18 protein-coding genes are annotated in these 16,792 nt (G+C 60.7%); 13 read left to right on the forward strand and 5 right to left on the reverse strand.

Annotated features, from left to right (window positions below; genetic code table 11):
• Nucleotides 1-80: 80 nt before the first annotated feature.
• Nucleotides 81-1,154: an aldo/keto reductase gene (locus tag MOP44_RS02155; protein WP_260794252.1), complete on the reverse strand. Its 1,074-nt coding sequence runs from the start codon at nt 1,152-1,154 to the stop codon at nt 81-83.
• Nucleotides 1,155-1,274: 120 nt separating this feature from the next.
• Here MOP44_RS02155 and MOP44_RS02160 point away from each other — a divergent pair, with 120 nt between their 5' ends.
• Nucleotides 1,275-2,111, forward strand: a complete 837-nt coding sequence (locus MOP44_RS02160; protein WP_260794253.1) for a DUF1003 domain-containing protein — start codon at nt 1,275-1,277, stop codon at nt 2,109-2,111.
• A gap of 54 nt (nt 2,112-2,165) precedes the next feature.
• Here MOP44_RS02160 and MOP44_RS02165 read toward each other — a convergent pair whose 3' ends face one another.
• The gene (locus tag MOP44_RS02165; RefSeq protein WP_260794254.1) at nt 2,166-3,521 is read right to left on the reverse strand and encodes a hypothetical protein; all 1,356 of its coding nucleotides are present in this window, start codon (nt 3,519-3,521) and stop codon (nt 2,166-2,168) included.
• Between the two features lie 160 nt (nt 3,522-3,681).
• Between MOP44_RS02165 and MOP44_RS02170 the strand changes: the two genes are divergently transcribed.
• Nucleotides 3,682-4,014 (forward strand): PadR family transcriptional regulator, encoded by a 333-nt coding sequence (locus MOP44_RS02170; protein ID WP_260794255.1) that lies wholly within the window; start codon nt 3,682-3,684, stop codon nt 4,012-4,014.
• 30 nt (nt 4,015-4,044) lie between these two features.
• Nucleotides 4,045-5,094, forward strand: coding sequence for a hypothetical protein (locus tag MOP44_RS02175; RefSeq protein WP_260794256.1), 1,050 nt, complete (start codon nt 4,045-4,047; stop codon nt 5,092-5,094).
• A 280-nt stretch (nt 5,095-5,374) separates the two neighbouring features.
• Here MOP44_RS02175 and MOP44_RS02180 read toward each other — a convergent pair whose 3' ends face one another.
• Nucleotides 5,375-5,620: a hypothetical protein gene (locus MOP44_RS02180; protein WP_260794257.1), complete on the reverse strand. Its 246-nt coding sequence runs from the start codon at nt 5,618-5,620 to the stop codon at nt 5,375-5,377.
• Nucleotides 5,621-6,036: 416 nt separating this feature from the next.
• Between MOP44_RS02180 and MOP44_RS02185 the strand changes: the two genes are divergently transcribed.
• From MOP44_RS02185 to MOP44_RS02230, 10 genes are all read left to right on the forward strand, one after another.
• Nucleotides 6,037-6,423, forward strand: coding sequence for a hypothetical protein (locus MOP44_RS02185; RefSeq protein ID WP_260794258.1), 387 nt, complete (start codon nt 6,037-6,039; stop codon nt 6,421-6,423).
• Between the two features lie 325 nt (nt 6,424-6,748).
• Entirely contained in the window at nt 6,749-7,615 is an 867-nt protein-coding gene (locus tag MOP44_RS02190; RefSeq protein ID WP_260794259.1) for a hypothetical protein, read from the forward strand.
• A 408-nt stretch (nt 7,616-8,023) separates the two neighbouring features.
• Nucleotides 8,024-8,767 (forward strand): sulfite exporter TauE/SafE family protein, encoded by a 744-nt coding sequence (locus tag MOP44_RS02195; protein ID WP_260794260.1) that lies wholly within the window; start codon nt 8,024-8,026, stop codon nt 8,765-8,767.
• A 98-nt stretch (nt 8,768-8,865) separates the two neighbouring features.
• Nucleotides 8,866-9,648 (forward strand): hypothetical protein, encoded by a 783-nt coding sequence (locus MOP44_RS02200; protein ID WP_260794261.1) that lies wholly within the window; start codon nt 8,866-8,868, stop codon nt 9,646-9,648.
• The gene (locus MOP44_RS02205; protein WP_260794262.1) at nt 9,632-10,426 is read left to right on the forward strand and encodes a tetratricopeptide repeat protein; all 795 of its coding nucleotides are present in this window, start codon (nt 9,632-9,634) and stop codon (nt 10,424-10,426) included. Before MOP44_RS02200 ends, MOP44_RS02205 begins: the two co-directional genes overlap by 17 nt.
• Nucleotides 10,427-10,585: 159 nt before the next feature.
• Nucleotides 10,586-10,975: a 30S ribosome-binding factor RbfA gene (gene rbfA, locus MOP44_RS02210; RefSeq protein WP_260794263.1), complete on the forward strand. Its 390-nt coding sequence runs from the start codon at nt 10,586-10,588 to the stop codon at nt 10,973-10,975.
• A gap of 7 nt (nt 10,976-10,982) precedes the next feature.
• Nucleotides 10,983-12,068: a DHH family phosphoesterase gene (locus MOP44_RS02215; protein ID WP_260794264.1), complete on the forward strand. Its 1,086-nt coding sequence runs from the start codon at nt 10,983-10,985 to the stop codon at nt 12,066-12,068.
• Between the two features lie 188 nt (nt 12,069-12,256).
• Nucleotides 12,257-14,053 (forward strand): ArnT family glycosyltransferase, encoded by a 1,797-nt coding sequence (locus MOP44_RS02220; RefSeq protein WP_260794265.1) that lies wholly within the window; start codon nt 12,257-12,259, stop codon nt 14,051-14,053.
• A gap of 114 nt (nt 14,054-14,167) precedes the next feature.
• Nucleotides 14,168-15,169, forward strand: coding sequence for a GNAT family N-acetyltransferase (locus tag MOP44_RS02225; RefSeq protein WP_260794266.1), 1,002 nt, complete (start codon nt 14,168-14,170; stop codon nt 15,167-15,169).
• A 3-nt stretch (nt 15,170-15,172) separates the two neighbouring features.
• Nucleotides 15,173-15,802: a hypothetical protein gene (locus MOP44_RS02230; protein ID WP_260794267.1), complete on the forward strand. Its 630-nt coding sequence runs from the start codon at nt 15,173-15,175 to the stop codon at nt 15,800-15,802.
• A gap of 1 nt (nt 15,803) precedes the next feature.
• On the opposite strand, the gene MOP44_RS02235 is transcribed toward MOP44_RS02230, so the two are convergent.
• Together MOP44_RS02235 and MOP44_RS02240 are read right to left on the reverse strand one after the other, a co-directional pair.
• Nucleotides 15,804-15,980: a hypothetical protein gene (locus MOP44_RS02235; protein ID WP_260794268.1), complete on the reverse strand. Its 177-nt coding sequence runs from the start codon at nt 15,978-15,980 to the stop codon at nt 15,804-15,806.
• On the reverse strand, nt 15,980-16,405 hold the full coding sequence (locus MOP44_RS02240) for a DUF6677 family protein (RefSeq protein WP_260794269.1): 426 nt from the start codon (nt 16,403-16,405) through the stop codon (nt 15,980-15,982). The genes MOP44_RS02235 and MOP44_RS02240 overlap by 1 nt, the downstream gene beginning before the upstream one ends.
• Nucleotides 16,406-16,792 lie beyond the last annotated feature (387 nt).

Consider the following 16,792-nt stretch of genomic DNA (forward strand, 5'->3'; position numbering starts at 1 on the left):
CGCAGTGCACTCCGCGTCAGAAGTTTGAAGCCTCGATTCTTATTAACAAAGACCTGGTGCTGTGACCCTCCGCAGGTGCCTTACGGCCTGTCGTAGAACCGGAAGAACAGCGACGGTTTCGCGCAGGGTTCGGCTTTGGCTACTAACTCGCCGGCGTGCTTGTCGGTGAGCGGGGTGAAGTCGCGGGCTAACTGCACGTTCTCTTCTAGCTGGGCGATCGAGTCGCAGCCGATGATTACCGTGCTCACGGGGCGGGAGAGCGTGTAGTACATCGCTTCGCGCATGCTGAGGGTGCCGGGGCTGGAGGTCTGGATGGTCATGCCTTCCCAGCTCTTCTTCTGCGCTTCGATGGACGGCGGGTTCCACGAGGAGAGGATGCGGCCGCGGCCCGGGATCTTCATCCCGATGATGCCCATCTGCTTCTCGACGGCCATGGGCAGCAACTGCTCGTTGAAGCTGTAGTGGTGCGGGTCGGCGGCGTTCATCGCCATGAGGATGCAGTCGAAGTCGTGGCGGCGCATGGTCTCCATGAGCGCGTCGGGCCGGTAGTGTCCGGTGAGGCCGAGATAGCGGACCACGCCCTGCTGCTGCATTTCGACGAGCGCCTCCATGGCGCCGCCCTTGGCGAAGATCTGGTCGACGTCGTACTGCGTGCCCACGTCGTGGAGCTGCCAGAGGTCGATGTGGTCGGTCTGGAGGAGCTCGAGCGACTTGTGGATCATCTGCATGGATCCGTCGCGGGTGCGCTCCTTGGTCTTGGTGGCGAGGAAGGCCTCGTTGCGGCGCTTCGCCATGACCTTGCCGACATATTGCTCGCTCCAGCGGGAGGGGCCGCCGTAGATGGACGACGTATCGATGTAGTTGACGCCGAGGTCGAGGGCGCGCTCGATGATGGGCACGGCGGTGTCGAAGTTGTTGGGCTTTTCGAGAGCGGCCTGTCCGCCGAGCGAGAAGATGCCCACCTTGTATCCCGTCTTGCCCAGGTTGCGCGTTGGCATGGCCTTCTGCGTGCGGGGGTTCTCCGGCATCGCGGGCATGGCCTTTGTGGCATCGGCCAGCGCTGCGGCGGGTGCGACCAGGGCTGCGGCAACGGCGGTGCCGGCTTTCAGGAATTGCCGGCGGCTGTTCATCGATTCGCGATTGGATTCACTCATGCTTCCCTCCCTGGCTGCAGACCCATAATACCGCCGCGCCCGCATCTGTAACATGACTTTGCTACTCTGCTGACTGACCGTAATCTTGCTTCAACACTCACTTCCCCTTAAGGAGAGTCCATGCCCTGCGATCCCGAAGAACTCAGGCACGTAGCGCTGTTCGAACTGCTCGACGACGATGAATTGGCTGTGCTCGCGGCGCAGGTGGATAAGCGCACATTCGCCGCCCGGCAGCGCATCTTCAAGATCGGCGACCCGCCGTCAGCGGCCTACCTGGTGCTCTCAGGCAGCGTAAGTGTCACGATGATCGACGAGGACAACCAGGAAGTCGTCATCGACGAGCCTGGACATGGAGGCATTTTCGGGTTCGCCTCCATGGTCGATCAGACTCCGCACCAGGCCAACGCCATGGCCCTCGAGGAGTGCATGTGCATCGAACTGGATCGCGAAGACATCGAGGTTCTCGTGACCCGCAAGCCGATGGCCGGCCTCGATATGCTGACCATTCTTGGACGCCAGATCCACGCCTCGCAGAGGCTCGTAAAGCTGCGCGCCAACCGAAACCCGAACCAGATGATTGAAGACACCGCAACGGTGGGTGAGCGCATCGCAGATCACGTGGCCCGCTTCGGCGGCTCGTGGAACTTCATCATCACATTCGCGGTTCTGCTGGTGGGCTATACGGGGATCAACGTGGTGCTGAACACCAAGGCCTGGGACCCGTATCCATTCATCCTGCTCAACCTGTTCCTATCGATGCTCGCGGCGATCCAGGCGCCAGTCATCATGATGAGCCAGAACCGGCAGGACATGAAGGACCGCCTCCGCAGCGAACTTGATTTCGATGTGAACCGGCGCGCCGAAGCGGAGATTCAGAGCCTAGCGCACAAGATCAACCTGCTCACCGACAAGGTGTCGGACGTGGAGGATTTTCTGCGCGACACGGCGAAGCGCTGACCGGGGGGTGGGGGACCGCTGATAAGAGGCTTCGAGCTGAGAAGTCGGGCTGGGTCAATTCTCCTGGATCAGCGCGCGGACCTTGTCCCAGTCCACCTTCTGAATCACCTGTTCGGTCATGTCCTTCCCCGCGCGAATCCGCACCCACACGTTCTGCACGGCTAACGTGGGCTTGCCAGGGAGCAGGCCACCGTTCGCGTCGATGTGCTCGCCATCGCTGCCCAGGCTCTTCGCGGTCACCTGTTTCCACGGGCCGACGAGCACCCAAGTCACCGCTTCACCGGAATCCGGACCGCCGCCGGTCGAGGGCTGGGCTGCAGGAATATATACGACCGTGCCGCCGCCCGGCAGCGACGCGGTGTTGTGGGTTCCCGCGAAGTTCACCACGCCAATGGAACCCGCGTTGATCCCCACGCTGATCTTCACGCTCATGTTGTCCATCTGCGCGGCGACTGAGCGCGCCAGCTCGTCCATCGTCTTTTGGCCAGTGGCCGGACCGCCGTTCTTCATCGCTTCGGAGACCTGCTGGTTCATTTTCTCCATCGCCTGCTGGTAGGCCGCGGCGCGCTGCTGATACTCAGCCGATTCCTGCTTGAGGCCTAGTTCAATGTGGAACGCCCCGTGCGACGCGGAGTCGAGATGATACGGCGACTTCTCCGAGTGACGAGCCATGGCCTGGACCGGGCCCATCTGGGGCTGCTTGGAAACAACCCAATCGCCCTGCTCGAGTCTGGCCATCAGAGGAGCGAAAGCGTGCTGCAGCTCTTGACGCACGTGCTGGTCGAACTTCACTTCGCATTCGGAGGGAGAGCGGGCTTCTGCGCCCACCATCTTGTCGTGAATCTGCGGGTCGCAATCGTGCCACGCGCCGGTGCTGGCCACGGCATGTGCGCCCGTGCGCCGCACGCTCAGCGCGCCATCGAAACTCACCTTGCCCTCGGCCGTGGCCGTGCCGGAGAGATGCGCCTCAAGCGAGCTGTCGTCCATGTGAGTGATGGTGATGGCCACCACGTCAGAGTCATGCGGAGCCGCCGCCCGGCTATTGCCGTTTTCGCCCGGCAGCATCAGGTAGAACGTCGAGTGGCCCGTGCCGACCACGGTGTCGTTGGTATCGTGCGTGATGGTGTGGGTCTTCCCCGCGCCGTCCCACTGCAGCTGCACGATATAGTGCGGACCCGAGCCGGTTTCGAAGTCGAGGTTGGCGTGCGCGTCGTCTCCGCTGACGAACCAGTCACCGCGTACGGCGGTCAGGCTGATGGTCTGCGCCTGCGGCCCGTCGCCGCGGATGGTGATCTGGCTGTTGCTGACAAGCGAGGGAGCCTTGGTCTGGGCCGACTTCGCCTGCCCGGGGACCAGAAGTGGAAGAAGCAGGGCGGCGAGGGCGGCCATGCCAACTCGGACTGAGTGCATGGCGCGCATTCTAACCACGCGAGTTACAGGACGACCAGCAGATTCTTCGTTGCGGTTTCCCGCCCCTTCCAACTTCCGGCAAAGAGAAAGTTCAGAAAGATACTTGACATCACACACTGTTTGCCGCACAGTATGTATTACACAGTGTACGAGGTACAGCATGACGCCCGTTCCGGAAAGCCTGTTCGAGAATCTTCGCCTGGAACTTCGCCGCGGCTGCCTCACTCTCGCGGTCCTGGCGCAGCTTCGCAAGGAGCATTACGGGTACACACTGCGGAAAACCTTGGCCGAGCGCGGCCTGGCCATCGATGAAAGCACTCTTTACCCGCTGCTGCGCCGGCTTGAGAGCCAGGGGCTCCTGGTCAGCGAGTGGCGCGAAGAGGACAAGCGCAACAAGCGGTTTTACCGGCTCTCCGCAGAGGGCGAACGCATGCTGGGCATGCTGCTCGCGGAGTGGAACGCAATTAATACGTCGGTCGAAAACATTCTTTAGGACCGGATTTGGATTGGGAAGGAGAACGCCATGGACAACGTCATGGATCTGTTCGAACGCTATCTTCAGGCGGTTGGCAGGTATCTGCCCTGGGAGCGGCAGGCTGACATCGTTGCCGAGCTTCGGGCGAATCTTGAGTCGCAGCGTGAGGAGCGCGAAGCCGGCCTGGGCCGCCCACTCACTGAAGGCGAGATGATCGACTGGCTCAAGGAGCTGGGGCCGCCCATGCAGATGGCCTCGCGCTACCAGGCGCCGCGCTACCTGATCGGGCCGACGGTGTTTCCCATGTATCTGTACATCCTCAGGCTCGCGACGATGTGGGCTACGGTGGCCTACGCCATCGCCACTGCTGTGCGCATGATCGTCGAGACGCATTCGTTCGATTGGGTCGCCCAGCAGGTCTTCAAGTATCCGGGTTTCCTGATCGTCGTGGCGGCCTGGATCACGGGTGCGTTCGTGGTGCTTGAGCTCGTCTCCGAGCGCTGGCCCGAAAAGTGCCCCGCCATCTTCGCCGCGGGGCCACAGTGGTCGCCCAGTACCCTGCCCCCACTCGAAAAGCAGGAGGCCAGCACAGGCAAGCCGCGCTCATTCGGGGGTGCCGTAGCCGAGTTCCTTTTTGAGATTGCGGTGCTGGGTTGGCTCTTGCTCATCCCGAACTATCCTGTAGTGCTTCTCGGGCCGGGCGCTGTAATCCTCGAACACTCGCCGGTACGCCTCGCGCCCATCACCATCACGTTCTTCTGGGCTATTGTCGCCTTTAACGCCATACAGATCGCCGTGCACGGCTATAACCTGCTCAGCGGAACGTGGCGCAGGCGCCATCCGATCCAGAAGCTCTTCTTCAAGGCGCTCGGCATCGTGCCGATTGCCATACTGGTGGCCGCGCCCAGCCACATCTATCTGGAGCTGAATCCTGCTGAGGCGAGCCGTCTGCCCGCGGGCTTCGACTTCGACAAGCTCAACCAGGCCCTCTTTACGGGCGCGGAAGTGCTGGTCTTCATCGTGGCGATTCAGTTTGTGTGGGAGCTGTGGAAGGCGATGCGGAAAGAGAAGGGGGAGCCTTTTCAGGCGCTCGTCTAGGGCATTCCTGACTGAGTTTACCCTTCAGTAAATCGTCGCGACGGATGCAAGTTGGATCTTTCGCTTTATTTTCGCAATCTATTCGCGATTGGGGCGAAAACGTGTGATGAGTCGTTTCCTAATTAAGTTATTTAGGTTATGATATTTATACGCTTTCTCCCGTAAAGTGAAAATATTCATCTTTCATTTTTGTATTATTTTTGTGGTTAATACCCCTGGATAGAAAATCGCTTCCCACCCTGCCGACTCTTTCGGTCGAGAGGGTGGGAAACCAGGAACCCTACCGGCCCGCCGGCGGATTCACCCGGGAGCTGGCCGTGGCGTCAGCCGGGCTCCCCGGATCCCGGGCCAGCAATCCCAGAAAGGCCGTCGCCAGCGCCCCCGCGAGCGAGACCACGCTGCCGGTTCCGGCTTTGCCCATCGTGATGCCCTGCTGAGCCAGGACTCCGGACACGGTAAGGGTTGCGATCAGAATGCCTGCTGCGGAAGTCCGCGGATGCTGCCACATGTTCGAAAACGAGTTCATAACAATCTCCTTCGGGGCGGCGCAAGGCCGCCCTCTTCGTAGTTGGTTGTGAGGGTTTTGGGACGTCAAACCTGACTCCCAGTGCTGCCATCGCCGGGCTTGAGGAGCGCGGCGCCTGGCGCCAGAAACACGAAAGCCCTTCTGCTCCGGCCGGGTGAACGGCAGGAACGGAAGGGCTGCGTTGAGCTTCAATTGTGAGGGTTTGCCATCGCCCGCCAGGCGGCCGAAAGGCAATAAAAAACGCCGCATGCGCGGCGTGTTTTCTCCCTACTTAAAAGCGTACTCTCTTCCGATAGTATTTCGGCAATTTTCTTTGATTTGTATCTGGTTGATATGTAATGTAGTTACAAACTATTTTTCGAAATACCCCTTGACAAGTTTTCCACAGGGGCGGTTTTTGGCTCCGGAAAGGCCCTATGTCCTCGCGGGAGTGGCGGTATGCAAGCGCCGTGTTTATGGGCGTGATGTTCGACGCGGTCTTCCTCTGGAAGTTCCGGCCTTACACGGCGCGCGAGCACGGCCCTGACTTGCTCCCGTGGTATCTGCTCCCGGTACTCGCGTTCGTTGCCGGGCTGCTGCTGACGCTGGGCTTCGATGGGAAGAAGCGCTGGGTGCCCGTTGCCCTGCTCGGCGGATTCTTTGCCGCCAATGCGTGCCTGATCGTGGCCGACTGCTCCGCCGACCCCACCAACCACAACCTCTGGCCGTTCGAGTTCGTGCTGATCGCGGTGGCGACGGCGCCTGCGTTCCTGGGGGCGGGGGTGAGCCACCTTATTGGGCGGGGGCGCAAAGTATCGGGCTGAGGCCGCGGGGCTACCGGCGCTTGCGCTGAGTTGGTCTGAGGGACATTGACAGAATCGGCACACAGTTTCGATGGCGATTTCCGGGTAGGGGGTGACTCGGCCAAAACCCAGTTGAACGCCCCACGTTCCTCGTGCCGGAATTCATGTGATTCAAGCTCAGCCTTTGTCACGCAATCGAGTACCAACGGTCACAGACGCGATAGCCGCTCTGTTGATGTGATAGCTGTCGATCTGTCTCTCTAAAGGAACACACCCCTCGTTTCTTCCGCACACGCCTTGAAGAGAGAGTCCGATCATCACCTGTCGATGAAGGGAGGCGCTCCCAATGTACAGATTTTCAATCTTGTGCTTCGTTGCCCTTTGGGCTTGTATCAGCACAGCCCAAAGCAAAAAGAACCCGGTATTTACGTCCTTTGACTATCCCGGTGCTGTGAATACCGAGGCCACCGCCATCACCCCATCCGGCCAAATCCTCGGCCGATACGTCACCTTTGACGGCACAACGTATCACGGGCACGGATTCCTGCTCATCAACGGACAGTTTCAATCCATTGACTTCCCGGGCTCACTCTGGACAGATGCCACCTACATATCTCCTCGCGGAGAGATAGTGGGCTGGTACGACTCGGCGAATGGAACTGAGCATGGCTATGTACTGAAAAATGGAAAGTTCACGTCCATCGACTACCCCGGGGCACTCGGAACAGACGGCTTCGGCATCGACCCCAATGGAGTGGTCGTCGGAACCTGGTGGGACCAAACGGGCAATCACGGCTACCTGTTGGACAAACAGGGCAAATTCACGCCATTTGATGTGCCCGGTTTTCAGACCTTGGCGACGCAGATCACCTCGGGTCGTATAATCGGCGACTACTCCAACGACTTCAACACGGAATCTCACGGATTCGTCTTCAAAGACGGGGAGTTCCAAACCATCGATTTTCCCGAGGCATGCCAGACCACTTATCTCAGCGGACTGAACCCTGAGGGCGACATTGTGGGAGGCTGCATCCGTGGCTTTTTAGACGAGAGCGGTTGGCTGATAAAGAATGGCGAGTACATTCAAATCAACTATCCAAAGTCACTAAGCACCTACGCCAATGGCATCAATCCGCAGGGTCAGATCGTAGGACGCTACACTACAAACGACGGCCAATTCAATCACGGTTTTCTGTTGACGTGGCGGCCGTAACGATCTGTTCTGGTTCTCCTCACTTGGCGCTGGTTCCTCGCATAGGAACCAGCGCCAACTTCCCTCGGCGACGGTCTTGCCAAACGTTATGAGCGTGTCGTAGGCGATTCGGAAATAACCCCACCCAAGGGCGCAAGAACAACCGCAGATCCTTCGCTGCGCTCTGGATGACAGCGCAGGGGATGAGGGTGGCGGTCTGGGGCGACGTCCCGAGCCGGGATTTGTGGTGATTTGGGGCTAGGCGACTTTGGCTGAATCGGCACAACGTTTCCTGGCAAGCTTCCGGATAGGCGATGGTCACTCGCCGGGAATGGCCAAGGTTCACGCCGACGCTGAGATACTCGACTGAGCTGGGTTCTCTGACCACCAGTTCGGGTACGACCTCGCTCACCAGGCGTTGAGGTATGTTTGCCGCACATTCTGATATGGCCGACCTTACTTTTCGTTGCGCTGATCGCTTCGACGCTAGCGGCTGTCACGGGATTCGGAGGCGCAGCGGTGTTGCTCCCAGTGCTCGTCGCATTTTTTGGGATGCGGGCTGCTGTTTCTATCCTTACCATCGCGCAACTCATCGGGAACGGAAGCCGCGTCTGGTTTAACCGGCGTGAGTTAGATTGGCGAGTTGTCGGATGGTTCGCTCTTGGCGGCGTTCCTATGGCGCTCATCGGCGGAGCCTTGTTTGCATCGGCCCCTTTGGCGAAACTGACTCATTTACTAGGGGTCTTCTTGCTGCTGGTGGTGGTCTGGCGTCACCTCCGATTTCGCTCGGCCCACCCATTTCCGACACCAGCCTTCGCCGCAATCGGAGCAGGATCAAGCTTTCTTTCCGCTCTAGTTGGCAGCGTCGGACCAATCATGGCTCCCTTCTTCCTAGCATACGGATTGATAAAGGGAGCCTACATCGGCACCGAGGCCCTCTCCACGGTTGTAATGCATGTGACCAAGCTGTTTGCTTATGGGCACGCTGCATTGCTCGTCTGGTCCGACATCCTCACGGGTATTGCTTTAGGCCCGGTTATGATTCTGGGATCATTCCTAGGCAAGAGAATTGTTGCTCGCCTTCCGGAGAGGGTCTTCGTTTGGGTCATCGAGGCCGTCCTTGTGATTGCAGGATTCACTTTCCTAATTCATGACGGAGGAACACTTCATTGACCGGATGAACTCAAAGGGGCAAAAGGCGTTCAAAATGGGCGCGTTGTCCTTCCGATTTGCAGGCCAGCTAAACTAGAAGCAGCCCTGACGGGAGCCAGATGCCAGCCGAAATCATCCTTCAGCAGAGTCCCGACGCCGCAGCTCTCATCGAAATGCGGCAGCGGCTTGCTGCCGTTCGCTCCGCGCTTGCCGAGCGCGAAGCCGAGGTTGCGCGGACTCGCTCGCAGTTGAAGGCGTTCGAGGGGCGCTATCTCCACCGGGTCGGCATTCTCTATGCGGAGCTGGACGAGATTAACGCGCGCATTACCGAGCGAGAAGTGGATCTATACGACTCGGACTCCGCGCGCCGGCGAGCACAGGAAGCCCGCCAGCGCGCGCAGGAGACCCACGATGCGGCCTTCGGCGCCGACCAGGAGCCGGAGGAGTTTGACCCGTCACCAAGTCTTAAGACGTTGTTTCGCGAGGTTGCAAAGCGCATCCATCCCGACTTTGCCAATGACGAAGCCGAACAGAAGCACTTTACATTGCTGATGATGCGCGCCAACCAGGCCTATAGCCGCGGGGACGCCGATACGCTGCAGCGCCTGCTGGACGATCATCTGGAGATCAACACCTCATTGGCCGACGAAGGAAACGCTGCCGCACTTGTTCGGATTACACGGCAGATTCAACATGCAGAGCGAGACATTGCCGCGCTGGATCGCGAACACAAGACGCTTGTTGGCAGCGAGATTGGGCAACTCTACGTCGATGCCGAGGCGGCTGCCCGCGAGGACCGCGATCTGCTTGGTGAGCTCGCCGCCAGCCTGCGGGAGCGCATCTCCGATGCTCAGTACCGTTTGGAGTTCGTCGAGCGCCAGGTGAATGCTCTTGGAAGATAAAGCTCAGGCCGGGCTGCAGCACATACCCACCAGCGGCGCGTTGTCGCTTCACTCCGTTCGCTCCAGCATCTTCGCCCGCGGCCGGCGCGACGCCGCAAATTCGTCCTCAAACTCTGACTATCGGAACGCGGTGGCCGAGTACAACACGGGGCGATTTGTCGAAGCGGCGGCAAGCTTCCGCCTGGCGGCCGAGCAAGGCCACGCCGAATCGCAATACATCCTGAGCACGATGTATGACGCAGGCAAGGGTGTGCCCCAGGACGACTCGCAAGCCGCACGCTGGGAGCGATTGGCCGCGGAGCAGGGCCAGGTGTATGCGCAGGCCAACGTGAGCTTCAGGTGTTACAGCACCAACGACTTCGCCGGGGCGTTTGAATGGTGCCGGCGCGCCGCGGACGCGAACCTTGCCTGGGCGCAGTACAACCTTGGCCTCATGTATCAAAAAGGGGAAGGCGCCGCGCAAAGCGAGGCCGAAGCTGCGTACTGGTATAGGTTGGCGGCATCGAAAGGCTTTGTGGACGCCCAACAAAGGCTGGCGGATCTCTACTACATAGGCAAGGGCATACCACGCAGCTACACGCAGGCCGCCCGGTGGTATCGCCTTGCCGCGGAGCAGGGTAATGCCAGGGCTCAGTTTCAGCTTGGCCACCTCTACGATGTCGGCCTCGGCGTCGAGCATGACTACATGCAGTATCGGTACTGGACCTCTAAGGCCGCGGAGCAAGGGCTCGAAGAGGCCATCCGCGAAGTCAAGCGCCGCGATTACCGCGATCCATAAGCCACCCGTCACGCTGATCGACCTTCGTCCTTTGGTCCAGCTAAGTCGGCTTGTGTAGCCGCAATCTGCCCTCATCCTGACTCTCTGCTATCCTGAGTGGTTTACCCAACCACTCAGAGAGGCCAAACCGGCCCCTGGAGCGGTGGGAAGGGGGCTGACATGCCGGAACATCGGGCACGCAAACATCATCACGACCGGGTGGCCGAGACGCTGCGCGAAGAGATTGGCTCCATGATCGAGGGGGAACTCTCCGATCCCCGCATCGGCTTCTGCTACGTCAGCGAAGTCATCCTCAATCCGGGGGGCAAATCGGCACGCGTTTATGTCGCGATTGACGGCGCGGTTCCGGACATCGTGAAGGCCGAAGAAGAGACGATCGCCGGCCTCGAGGCTGCCAAAGGGTATATTCGTTACGAGTTGAAAGAACGCATGGGAGTGCGTCATGTTCCAGACCTTGCCTTCTTCCCCGATCGCTCCGGCAGGTTCCAGGCGCGTATTAACGAGCTGATCTCGCGCGGCCGGAAACGACAGAAGACACAGGTGGAGTAGTTTCTGGATGAGTCTCAGCGACCACGGCAGCGCGCCAGGTAACGGAGCGGCCTCGAATAACGGATGGTTCCCCTGCCATGGGGAGCCGGGCTGGGTTCCGGAAGACCCTCTCGCCGCCATCCTCGACATCCTGCGCCAGGGCGAACGGTTCCTGGTCTGCTCGCATTCGCGGCCTGACGGCGACGCGGTGGGCTCGATGCTCGCCATGGGCGTGCTGATCCAGAAGTTGGGCAAGCGCGTCGACCTGGTGGCCGCGGATCGCGTGCCGAACATCTACCGCGGCGTTCCCGGTGCAGACGCGATCCACTTCGCCATGCGCGTGCATGGCCCTTACGACGCCGTCATTGTGCTGGAGTGCGACAGCACGGAGAGGACCGGGCTGCGCGGCCTGGAAGAGTTCCAGCTGGTCAACATCGACCACCACTCCACCGGCCGCAACTACGCCCACGTGAACTGGATCGACCGCGACGCAGCCAGCGTGGGAGAGCTGGTCCACCGGCTGATCAAGGCGTCGGGCGTCGCCGTTACGCCCGAGATGGCCACCTGCCTCTACATCACCGTGCTCACCGATACGGGCGGATTCTGCTACGGCAACACCAGCGCATCCACCTTCGCGCTGGCCGGGGAACTGGTGCAGGCCGGGGCTGACCCGATCCGGATCGCCCAGGAAGTCTATTTTTCGACTGCCACTTCAAAGCTGCTGCTGCTGGGCGCGGCCCTGAGCAATCTGAAGCGGGAAGGCCGCCTGGCCTGGCTCTCGGTAAGCCACCAGGACATGGTGAGGACCTGCGCCGCTGAAGAAGACTGCGAAGGCATTGTGAACTACGCCGTGTCGATCGCCGGCGTGGAAGCCGCCATTTTCCTGCGGGAGCTGCCGGAAGGGCGCATCCGCGCCAGCCTGCGCAGCAAGGGAGGGGTGGACGTCGCCTCGATTGCTCAGGGGCTGGGCGGCGGCGGACACGAGAATGCGGCGGGTGTCACTCTGGACGGCCCTTTGCCGCGGGCGCTCGATGAAATCCTCGCTGCGCTGCGGCCTTGCGTAGCGCAGCATCTGCCCAAACATGAAGAATTACCGTGGGATCCACGAGGATAAATTGAACCTGAATTCAGGCTGAACCTATATCGATCTGTTAGCCTTTTGCCATCGAAAGGAAAACCGGCCCGCGGTACCCGCGAGCCGTGCCTCTGCCGGCGCAGTGCAGTGCATTCCGCATCGCCCGCGCCGCTTGAACGCCCTGAGCTCCGGAAAAGCCAGCGGCGTGCTTTGGAGAAGTTCTCGAAGTGGAGACCTACCTGGAACCATCTGCTCCGGTTTCGCCTGAAGGCCGGCACACGCGGCTGCCCGCATGGAGCACCGTATGCGAAGCGGCAGTCTTGGCCGTTTTCGCCATCTTCTTTATTGCCTATGGAGAGACCCCGGCGCTGGGCGGCGCGGGTCTGGGCCTGGTTGGGGCAGACGAGCCTCGGTACGCGCAGATCGCCCACGAAATGCTGCAGCGTTTCGAATCCGCCGACACCGTAAAAGCCAAGCTGAGTGCCTGCGTCACGCCGTTTCTCTACGGCCGCCCCTGGCTGGAGAAGCCCGCTCTCTACTACTGGCGCGCCATGTTCGTCTTCCAGGAGTTCGGCGTGCATGACTGGAGCGCGCGCCTGCCCTCCGTCAGCTTCTCCTTCATGATGATCGCGCTCATTTACCTGCACATGCGGCGTTTCCGACGAGGCGGGCACCTGGACGCGGCCCTGATCACGGTGGCCTGCGCGGGAATCATTGGCTTCTCCCGCGGCGCGTCCACTGACATGCAGATGGCCGCCCCACTCTGCATTGGCCTCCTAGGCTGGTATGCCTGGTACGAGACCGACTCGAAGTTCTGGCTCTTCGACATCTACTTCTTCACCGGCGTTTCCACCTTGGCCAAGGGGCCGGTGGCGCCGTTTCTGGCGTTCGTCATCATCTGCTGCTTCGCCGCGTTGCGCAAGGAGTGGTCCATCATCTGGCGTTCGTTCTGGTGGCCGGGCGTAGTGCTTTACTTCGCCATTACGCTGCCCTGGTTCATCGCCGTTCAGCACCAGAACCCCACCTTTTTCCGCGAGTTCTTCCTCGAGCACAATCTGGAGCGATTCGCCACCAACCGCTACCAGCATGAGCAGCCGGTCTACTACTACCTGGTGGTCGTCCTGCTCGGCACCATGCCGTGGACCGTCATCGCGTTGCGTGCGCTCTGGGACGGCATTCAGACGTCAATCGCGGAATGGCGACTGCGCCACCAGCCGAACGCCAAAAAGAAGGTCAACCGGCCCGGCGATGCCTTCCCTGAGTTTCTGGTCATCTGGGCCATCATCCCCATCCTCTTCTTCTCCGTCTCGCAGTCCAAGCTCCCCGGCTACATTCTCCCGGCCATTCCGCCCATCACCATCCTCACGGGAGACTACCTCTACCGGAAGCGTCCCGGGGGCCTGCACCGGCTCGAACTGGCCGGCCATGCGGTGCTGTGCGGAATCATGACCATGTTCGCGCTGCTGCTTCCGTGGTTCGTGGAGCACGGCCCGGCGATGCCACCCGCTCACCCGCTGGGAGTCGCCATTGTTGCCGCGGCCGGCGCAGCGCTGCTCATTGTGGTGGTGGTCAACGGCTTCGGCGTGGCGCGCCTGCGCCTGGTCACGTCCATGGTGATCGTGGTGCTGATGCTGTTCGTCTACGGCGTCGGCCCGGTCTTCGGGATTCCCGCCATCGGCGGCACCAAGCACGTGATCCAGGTGCTCGACCGCTCCTACTCGGCGCGCCCGCTGGCGGAGAAGCTCGAAAACTACGCGCCTCCCACCGAGACCGTCGCCGTATTCCGCGTCCGCCGCGACGTGGAATACGGCCTCGCTTTCTACCGCAACCATGAAGTGGCCAATTACGCTGAAACCGGCGTTCCGAACGAGCAGCATCTGCTGGTGGCAAGAGTCAGCGGCCGCGGCGGCGCCGACCTTCACACGCCGGCCGATCTCGAACAGTACCTCGAAGGCCGACACTACGAAGACCTATTCAGTTGGCCAGAACAGGGTTTGGAAGTCTATTTAGTAGGAGCACGTTAACCGACTCGCGTCCGGCGGAAGCATTCAGTACCGCCGCAAGTTGCAGCGCAAGGCAAGTCGTGGCACAGTAACCGGAAGGCCCTGCAGCCTCTGCAGGGCACAGGTGTATAGAGAATGACCTCGGGTGTATCGCTTGAAATCCTCGATCTTCGTCACTTCAGCGCGTCGCTTTTGCGCCCGTTGCTGGAGTCAGAAGGCGAGGTGTGGCGCGTGCGCCTGAACTGGGATTACGCCACCTCTGCCCGGCTCCTGCTGCAGTACCTCGACAGCCGCATGCTTCCCGGCTATGCAGCGCTGGAAAACGGCCGGGTCACCGGATACGCCTTCTGCGTCTATGAGGAAACCAAGGCCGTCATCGGCGATGTCTTCGCCGTCGATGGCGAACCCGGCTATGGCGCGAAACCGGTTCCGCCACAGACCGCCGCGGAGATCGAGCACCGGCTCCTCACCCACCTATTCGAAACGCTGCAGCACTCGCCGCAGGTGGATCGCATCGAGTCGCAGCTGCTGCTCCACCCCTCCGGGGACCACGCAGACGTCTTTCGCGAGGCGGAATTCACGCTCTACCGGCGCCTGTTCATGGTGCAGGATCTGTCCGCTGCGCACATTGAGCGGAGGCGCGAGGCTCAACCTGACCTCGAGATCCGCCCCTGGCGCGACGACGACCTCAGCCCCGCCGGCCGACTCATCTCGGAGGCTTACGCCGACCACCCGGACAGCCTGATCAACGACCAGTACCGCTCCTCGCACGGCTCCATGCGGTTTCTGCACAACATCGTCCGCTACTCGGGTTGCGGAACGTTCGCGCCGCAGGTTTCCTTCGTGATCTGCGACAGGCACACCCGGGAAATGGTGGCCCTGGTGCTGGGCTCACGCGTCAGCGCCGACAGCGGCCACATCACGCAACTCTGCGTGAAGCCCCGCTATCGACGTCGCGGCCTCGCCCGCACCCTGCTTACCCTGGCGTCCTCGGGCTTCTCGCGCCTCGACATGAGAGAGGTTTCCCTCACCGTGACCGAGGCGAACCAGCGCGCCATCGAGCTCTACAAGTCAGAGGGATACACCTGCCGGCACATGTTCGACGCGGCAGTGTGGCAGCGGCCGCGGATGGCGTGAGATATGCCCGTTCCGCGATCGAAAGATTATTTCTGGCGCAAAGACTTCTTCGAAACGCTGAAGGCGGTTGCCGAGCGGGCTCAGCAGGTTCCCGACTGGGCCGAGTACGGCGAATTCTGCCTCGAATATGAACGCGGTTTACGTTCCAGTGCCTTCTCTATCCTGAATCGATTTCTGAAGAGGTTCGAACAGAGGCCGTTCCAGGACCGCAAGGGGTTCGTATCCTGGTTACTAAACATCGTGGAAAATGCACCTGGACGTCACATGCTCATTCCCCACCCTCTCCAGCGGCGGCTCATTGAACCGACTTTGCTCGAATGGACACTGGCTGATCCGGCTAGTGCGGAACCGCACCGTTGGCTCGGCACTCGTGATGATCTGGAGAAAGCGGTTGCAGTCGATCCGCTCGATCAGATCGCAATCCGACGGCTCCTGCGGATCATCCTCGGTGGCGTGGATTACGCAGTGCATGAATTGCCGACGGGTTACCTTGGCAACCCTGATCAGGATTTGATCGCGCTCGAGCGCTCCGAGAAGTTGATCAATCGGCTGATAGACCCAGCCGAAAAACAGGCGCTTCTAGCTGAGGTCGAGGAACTGCGAGCAGCAGTTCTGGGATTTCTAAATCGGTAGGCTATCGCGCGATCAAAAACATCAGCCAGCTCAACACAATCGCCGCGCCTACGAACATCACGAAGCAGTACGCCCCATAGCGCACCATCCGTTGCGGCGTGTCGCGCATGGTGATGCCGAAGACGATGGAGACAAACAGGGCGAACAGCAGCACAGCCGAGAAATGAGAAGGATGCATTAGAGCGGCTTCCTCCCGGTGCGCAGATTGTGCGCGTCAATGGCTGCAATCACGTTCAGCAACCCAGCCACCACGATAAAGGCGCGGCCGTAGTCACCGGTGGTCACCTGCACCTGGTCCGCGCCCAGGTTCAGTGCCCGCCCCAACACATAGAGCAGCCCGTTGCCGAGGTCTCCCACCAGTCCGAGCACGTCGAGGATGTCATGGGCGCTCGAGTAGATCTTGCCCTGCATCGCAATTCCCAGCACGAACATGCCGATGATGGAGAACGCCAGCAGTGCGCCGCGTCCCCACTTGCGCAGCAAAAAGTGCCCTGCGCCGGGCACCAGCCATCCGGCAATCAGTGGCAGGTAGACGAAGCCGCCCTGCGCATTTCTGGGCGCGGCGGCGCTTGCCGGGGCAATCCTGTTGGGAGGTGTGGCCATTCCTTTCTGACTATAACGTACCGAGATGGCTGGAAGTTCCCCGCGCGGACCAGGGTTTTGGCGATCAGTGGCTTAGAGTGGTTTGCACATTTCGGGAAAGGCTCAAAGCCTTTACATTTCTTCACAATGCGCGGGAGGCAAATATTGCGTCGTATGCCCCTTCCTGAACGTCTCTACGAAGGAGGGAAACTTCCCCATCGTGAAGTCGTTCTGTGTCTTCCTGCGACTTCGACTACCATAGTAGATTCACTCGGTTAAATGACCGCGGCGGGTTTGCCGGCGGGTCAGAGTGGTACTGCCGGGCCGGCCCACGCGGGTTAATTTGCTGAGACGACGCTGCGCAGCCCTGTCCCAGCCGGCCCTGCTCTGGAGCGAGAACCAGCCCTA

It is taken from the genome of Occallatibacter riparius (assembly GCF_025264625.1).
In the GTDB taxonomy this organism is placed as follows: domain Bacteria; phylum Acidobacteriota; class Terriglobia; order Terriglobales; family Acidobacteriaceae; genus Telmatobacter; species Telmatobacter riparius.

What these genes read in the sequence shown, in the direction of transcription:
- MOP44_RS02230 (WP_260794267.1), top strand. Translation starts at nt 15,173, where the DNA reads ATGCCCGTTCCGCGATCGAAAGATTATTTCTGGCGCAAAGACTTCTTC.
- MOP44_RS02160 (WP_260794253.1), top strand. Translation starts at nt 1,275, where the DNA reads ATGCCCTGCGATCCCGAAGAACTCAGGCACGTAGCGCTGTTCGAACTG.
- MOP44_RS02190 (WP_260794259.1), top strand. Translation starts at nt 6,749, where the DNA reads ATGTACAGATTTTCAATCTTGTGCTTCGTTGCCCTTTGGGCTTGTATC.
- MOP44_RS02175 (WP_260794256.1), top strand. Translation starts at nt 4,045, where the DNA reads ATGGACAACGTCATGGATCTGTTCGAACGCTATCTTCAGGCGGTTGGC.
- MOP44_RS02235 (WP_260794268.1), bottom strand. Translation starts at nt 15,980, where the DNA reads ATGCATCCTTCTCATTTCTCGGCTGTGCTGCTGTTCGCCCTGTTTGTC.
- MOP44_RS02240 (WP_260794269.1), bottom strand. Translation starts at nt 16,405, where the DNA reads ATGGCCACACCTCCCAACAGGATTGCCCCGGCAAGCGCCGCCGCGCCC.
- MOP44_RS02215 (WP_260794264.1), top strand. Translation starts at nt 10,983, where the DNA reads ATGAGTCTCAGCGACCACGGCAGCGCGCCAGGTAACGGAGCGGCCTCG.
- MOP44_RS02165 (WP_260794254.1), bottom strand. Translation starts at nt 3,521, where the DNA reads ATGCACTCAGTCCGAGTTGGCATGGCCGCCCTCGCCGCCCTGCTTCTT.
- MOP44_RS02185 (WP_260794258.1), top strand. Translation starts at nt 6,037, where the DNA reads ATGTCCTCGCGGGAGTGGCGGTATGCAAGCGCCGTGTTTATGGGCGTG.
- MOP44_RS02155 (WP_260794252.1), bottom strand. Translation starts at nt 1,154, where the DNA reads ATGAGTGAATCCAATCGCGAATCGATGAACAGCCGCCGGCAATTCCTG.
- MOP44_RS02205 (WP_260794262.1), top strand. Translation starts at nt 9,632, where the DNA reads ATGCTCTTGGAAGATAAAGCTCAGGCCGGGCTGCAGCACATACCCACC.
- MOP44_RS02200 (WP_260794261.1), top strand. Translation starts at nt 8,866, where the DNA reads ATGCCAGCCGAAATCATCCTTCAGCAGAGTCCCGACGCCGCAGCTCTC.
- MOP44_RS02170 (WP_260794255.1), top strand. Translation starts at nt 3,682, where the DNA reads ATGACGCCCGTTCCGGAAAGCCTGTTCGAGAATCTTCGCCTGGAACTT.
- MOP44_RS02180 (WP_260794257.1), bottom strand. Translation starts at nt 5,620, where the DNA reads ATGAACTCGTTTTCGAACATGTGGCAGCATCCGCGGACTTCCGCAGCA.
- MOP44_RS02225 (WP_260794266.1), top strand. Translation starts at nt 14,168, where the DNA reads ATGACCTCGGGTGTATCGCTTGAAATCCTCGATCTTCGTCACTTCAGC.
- rbfA (WP_260794263.1), top strand. Translation starts at nt 10,586, where the DNA reads ATGCCGGAACATCGGGCACGCAAACATCATCACGACCGGGTGGCCGAG.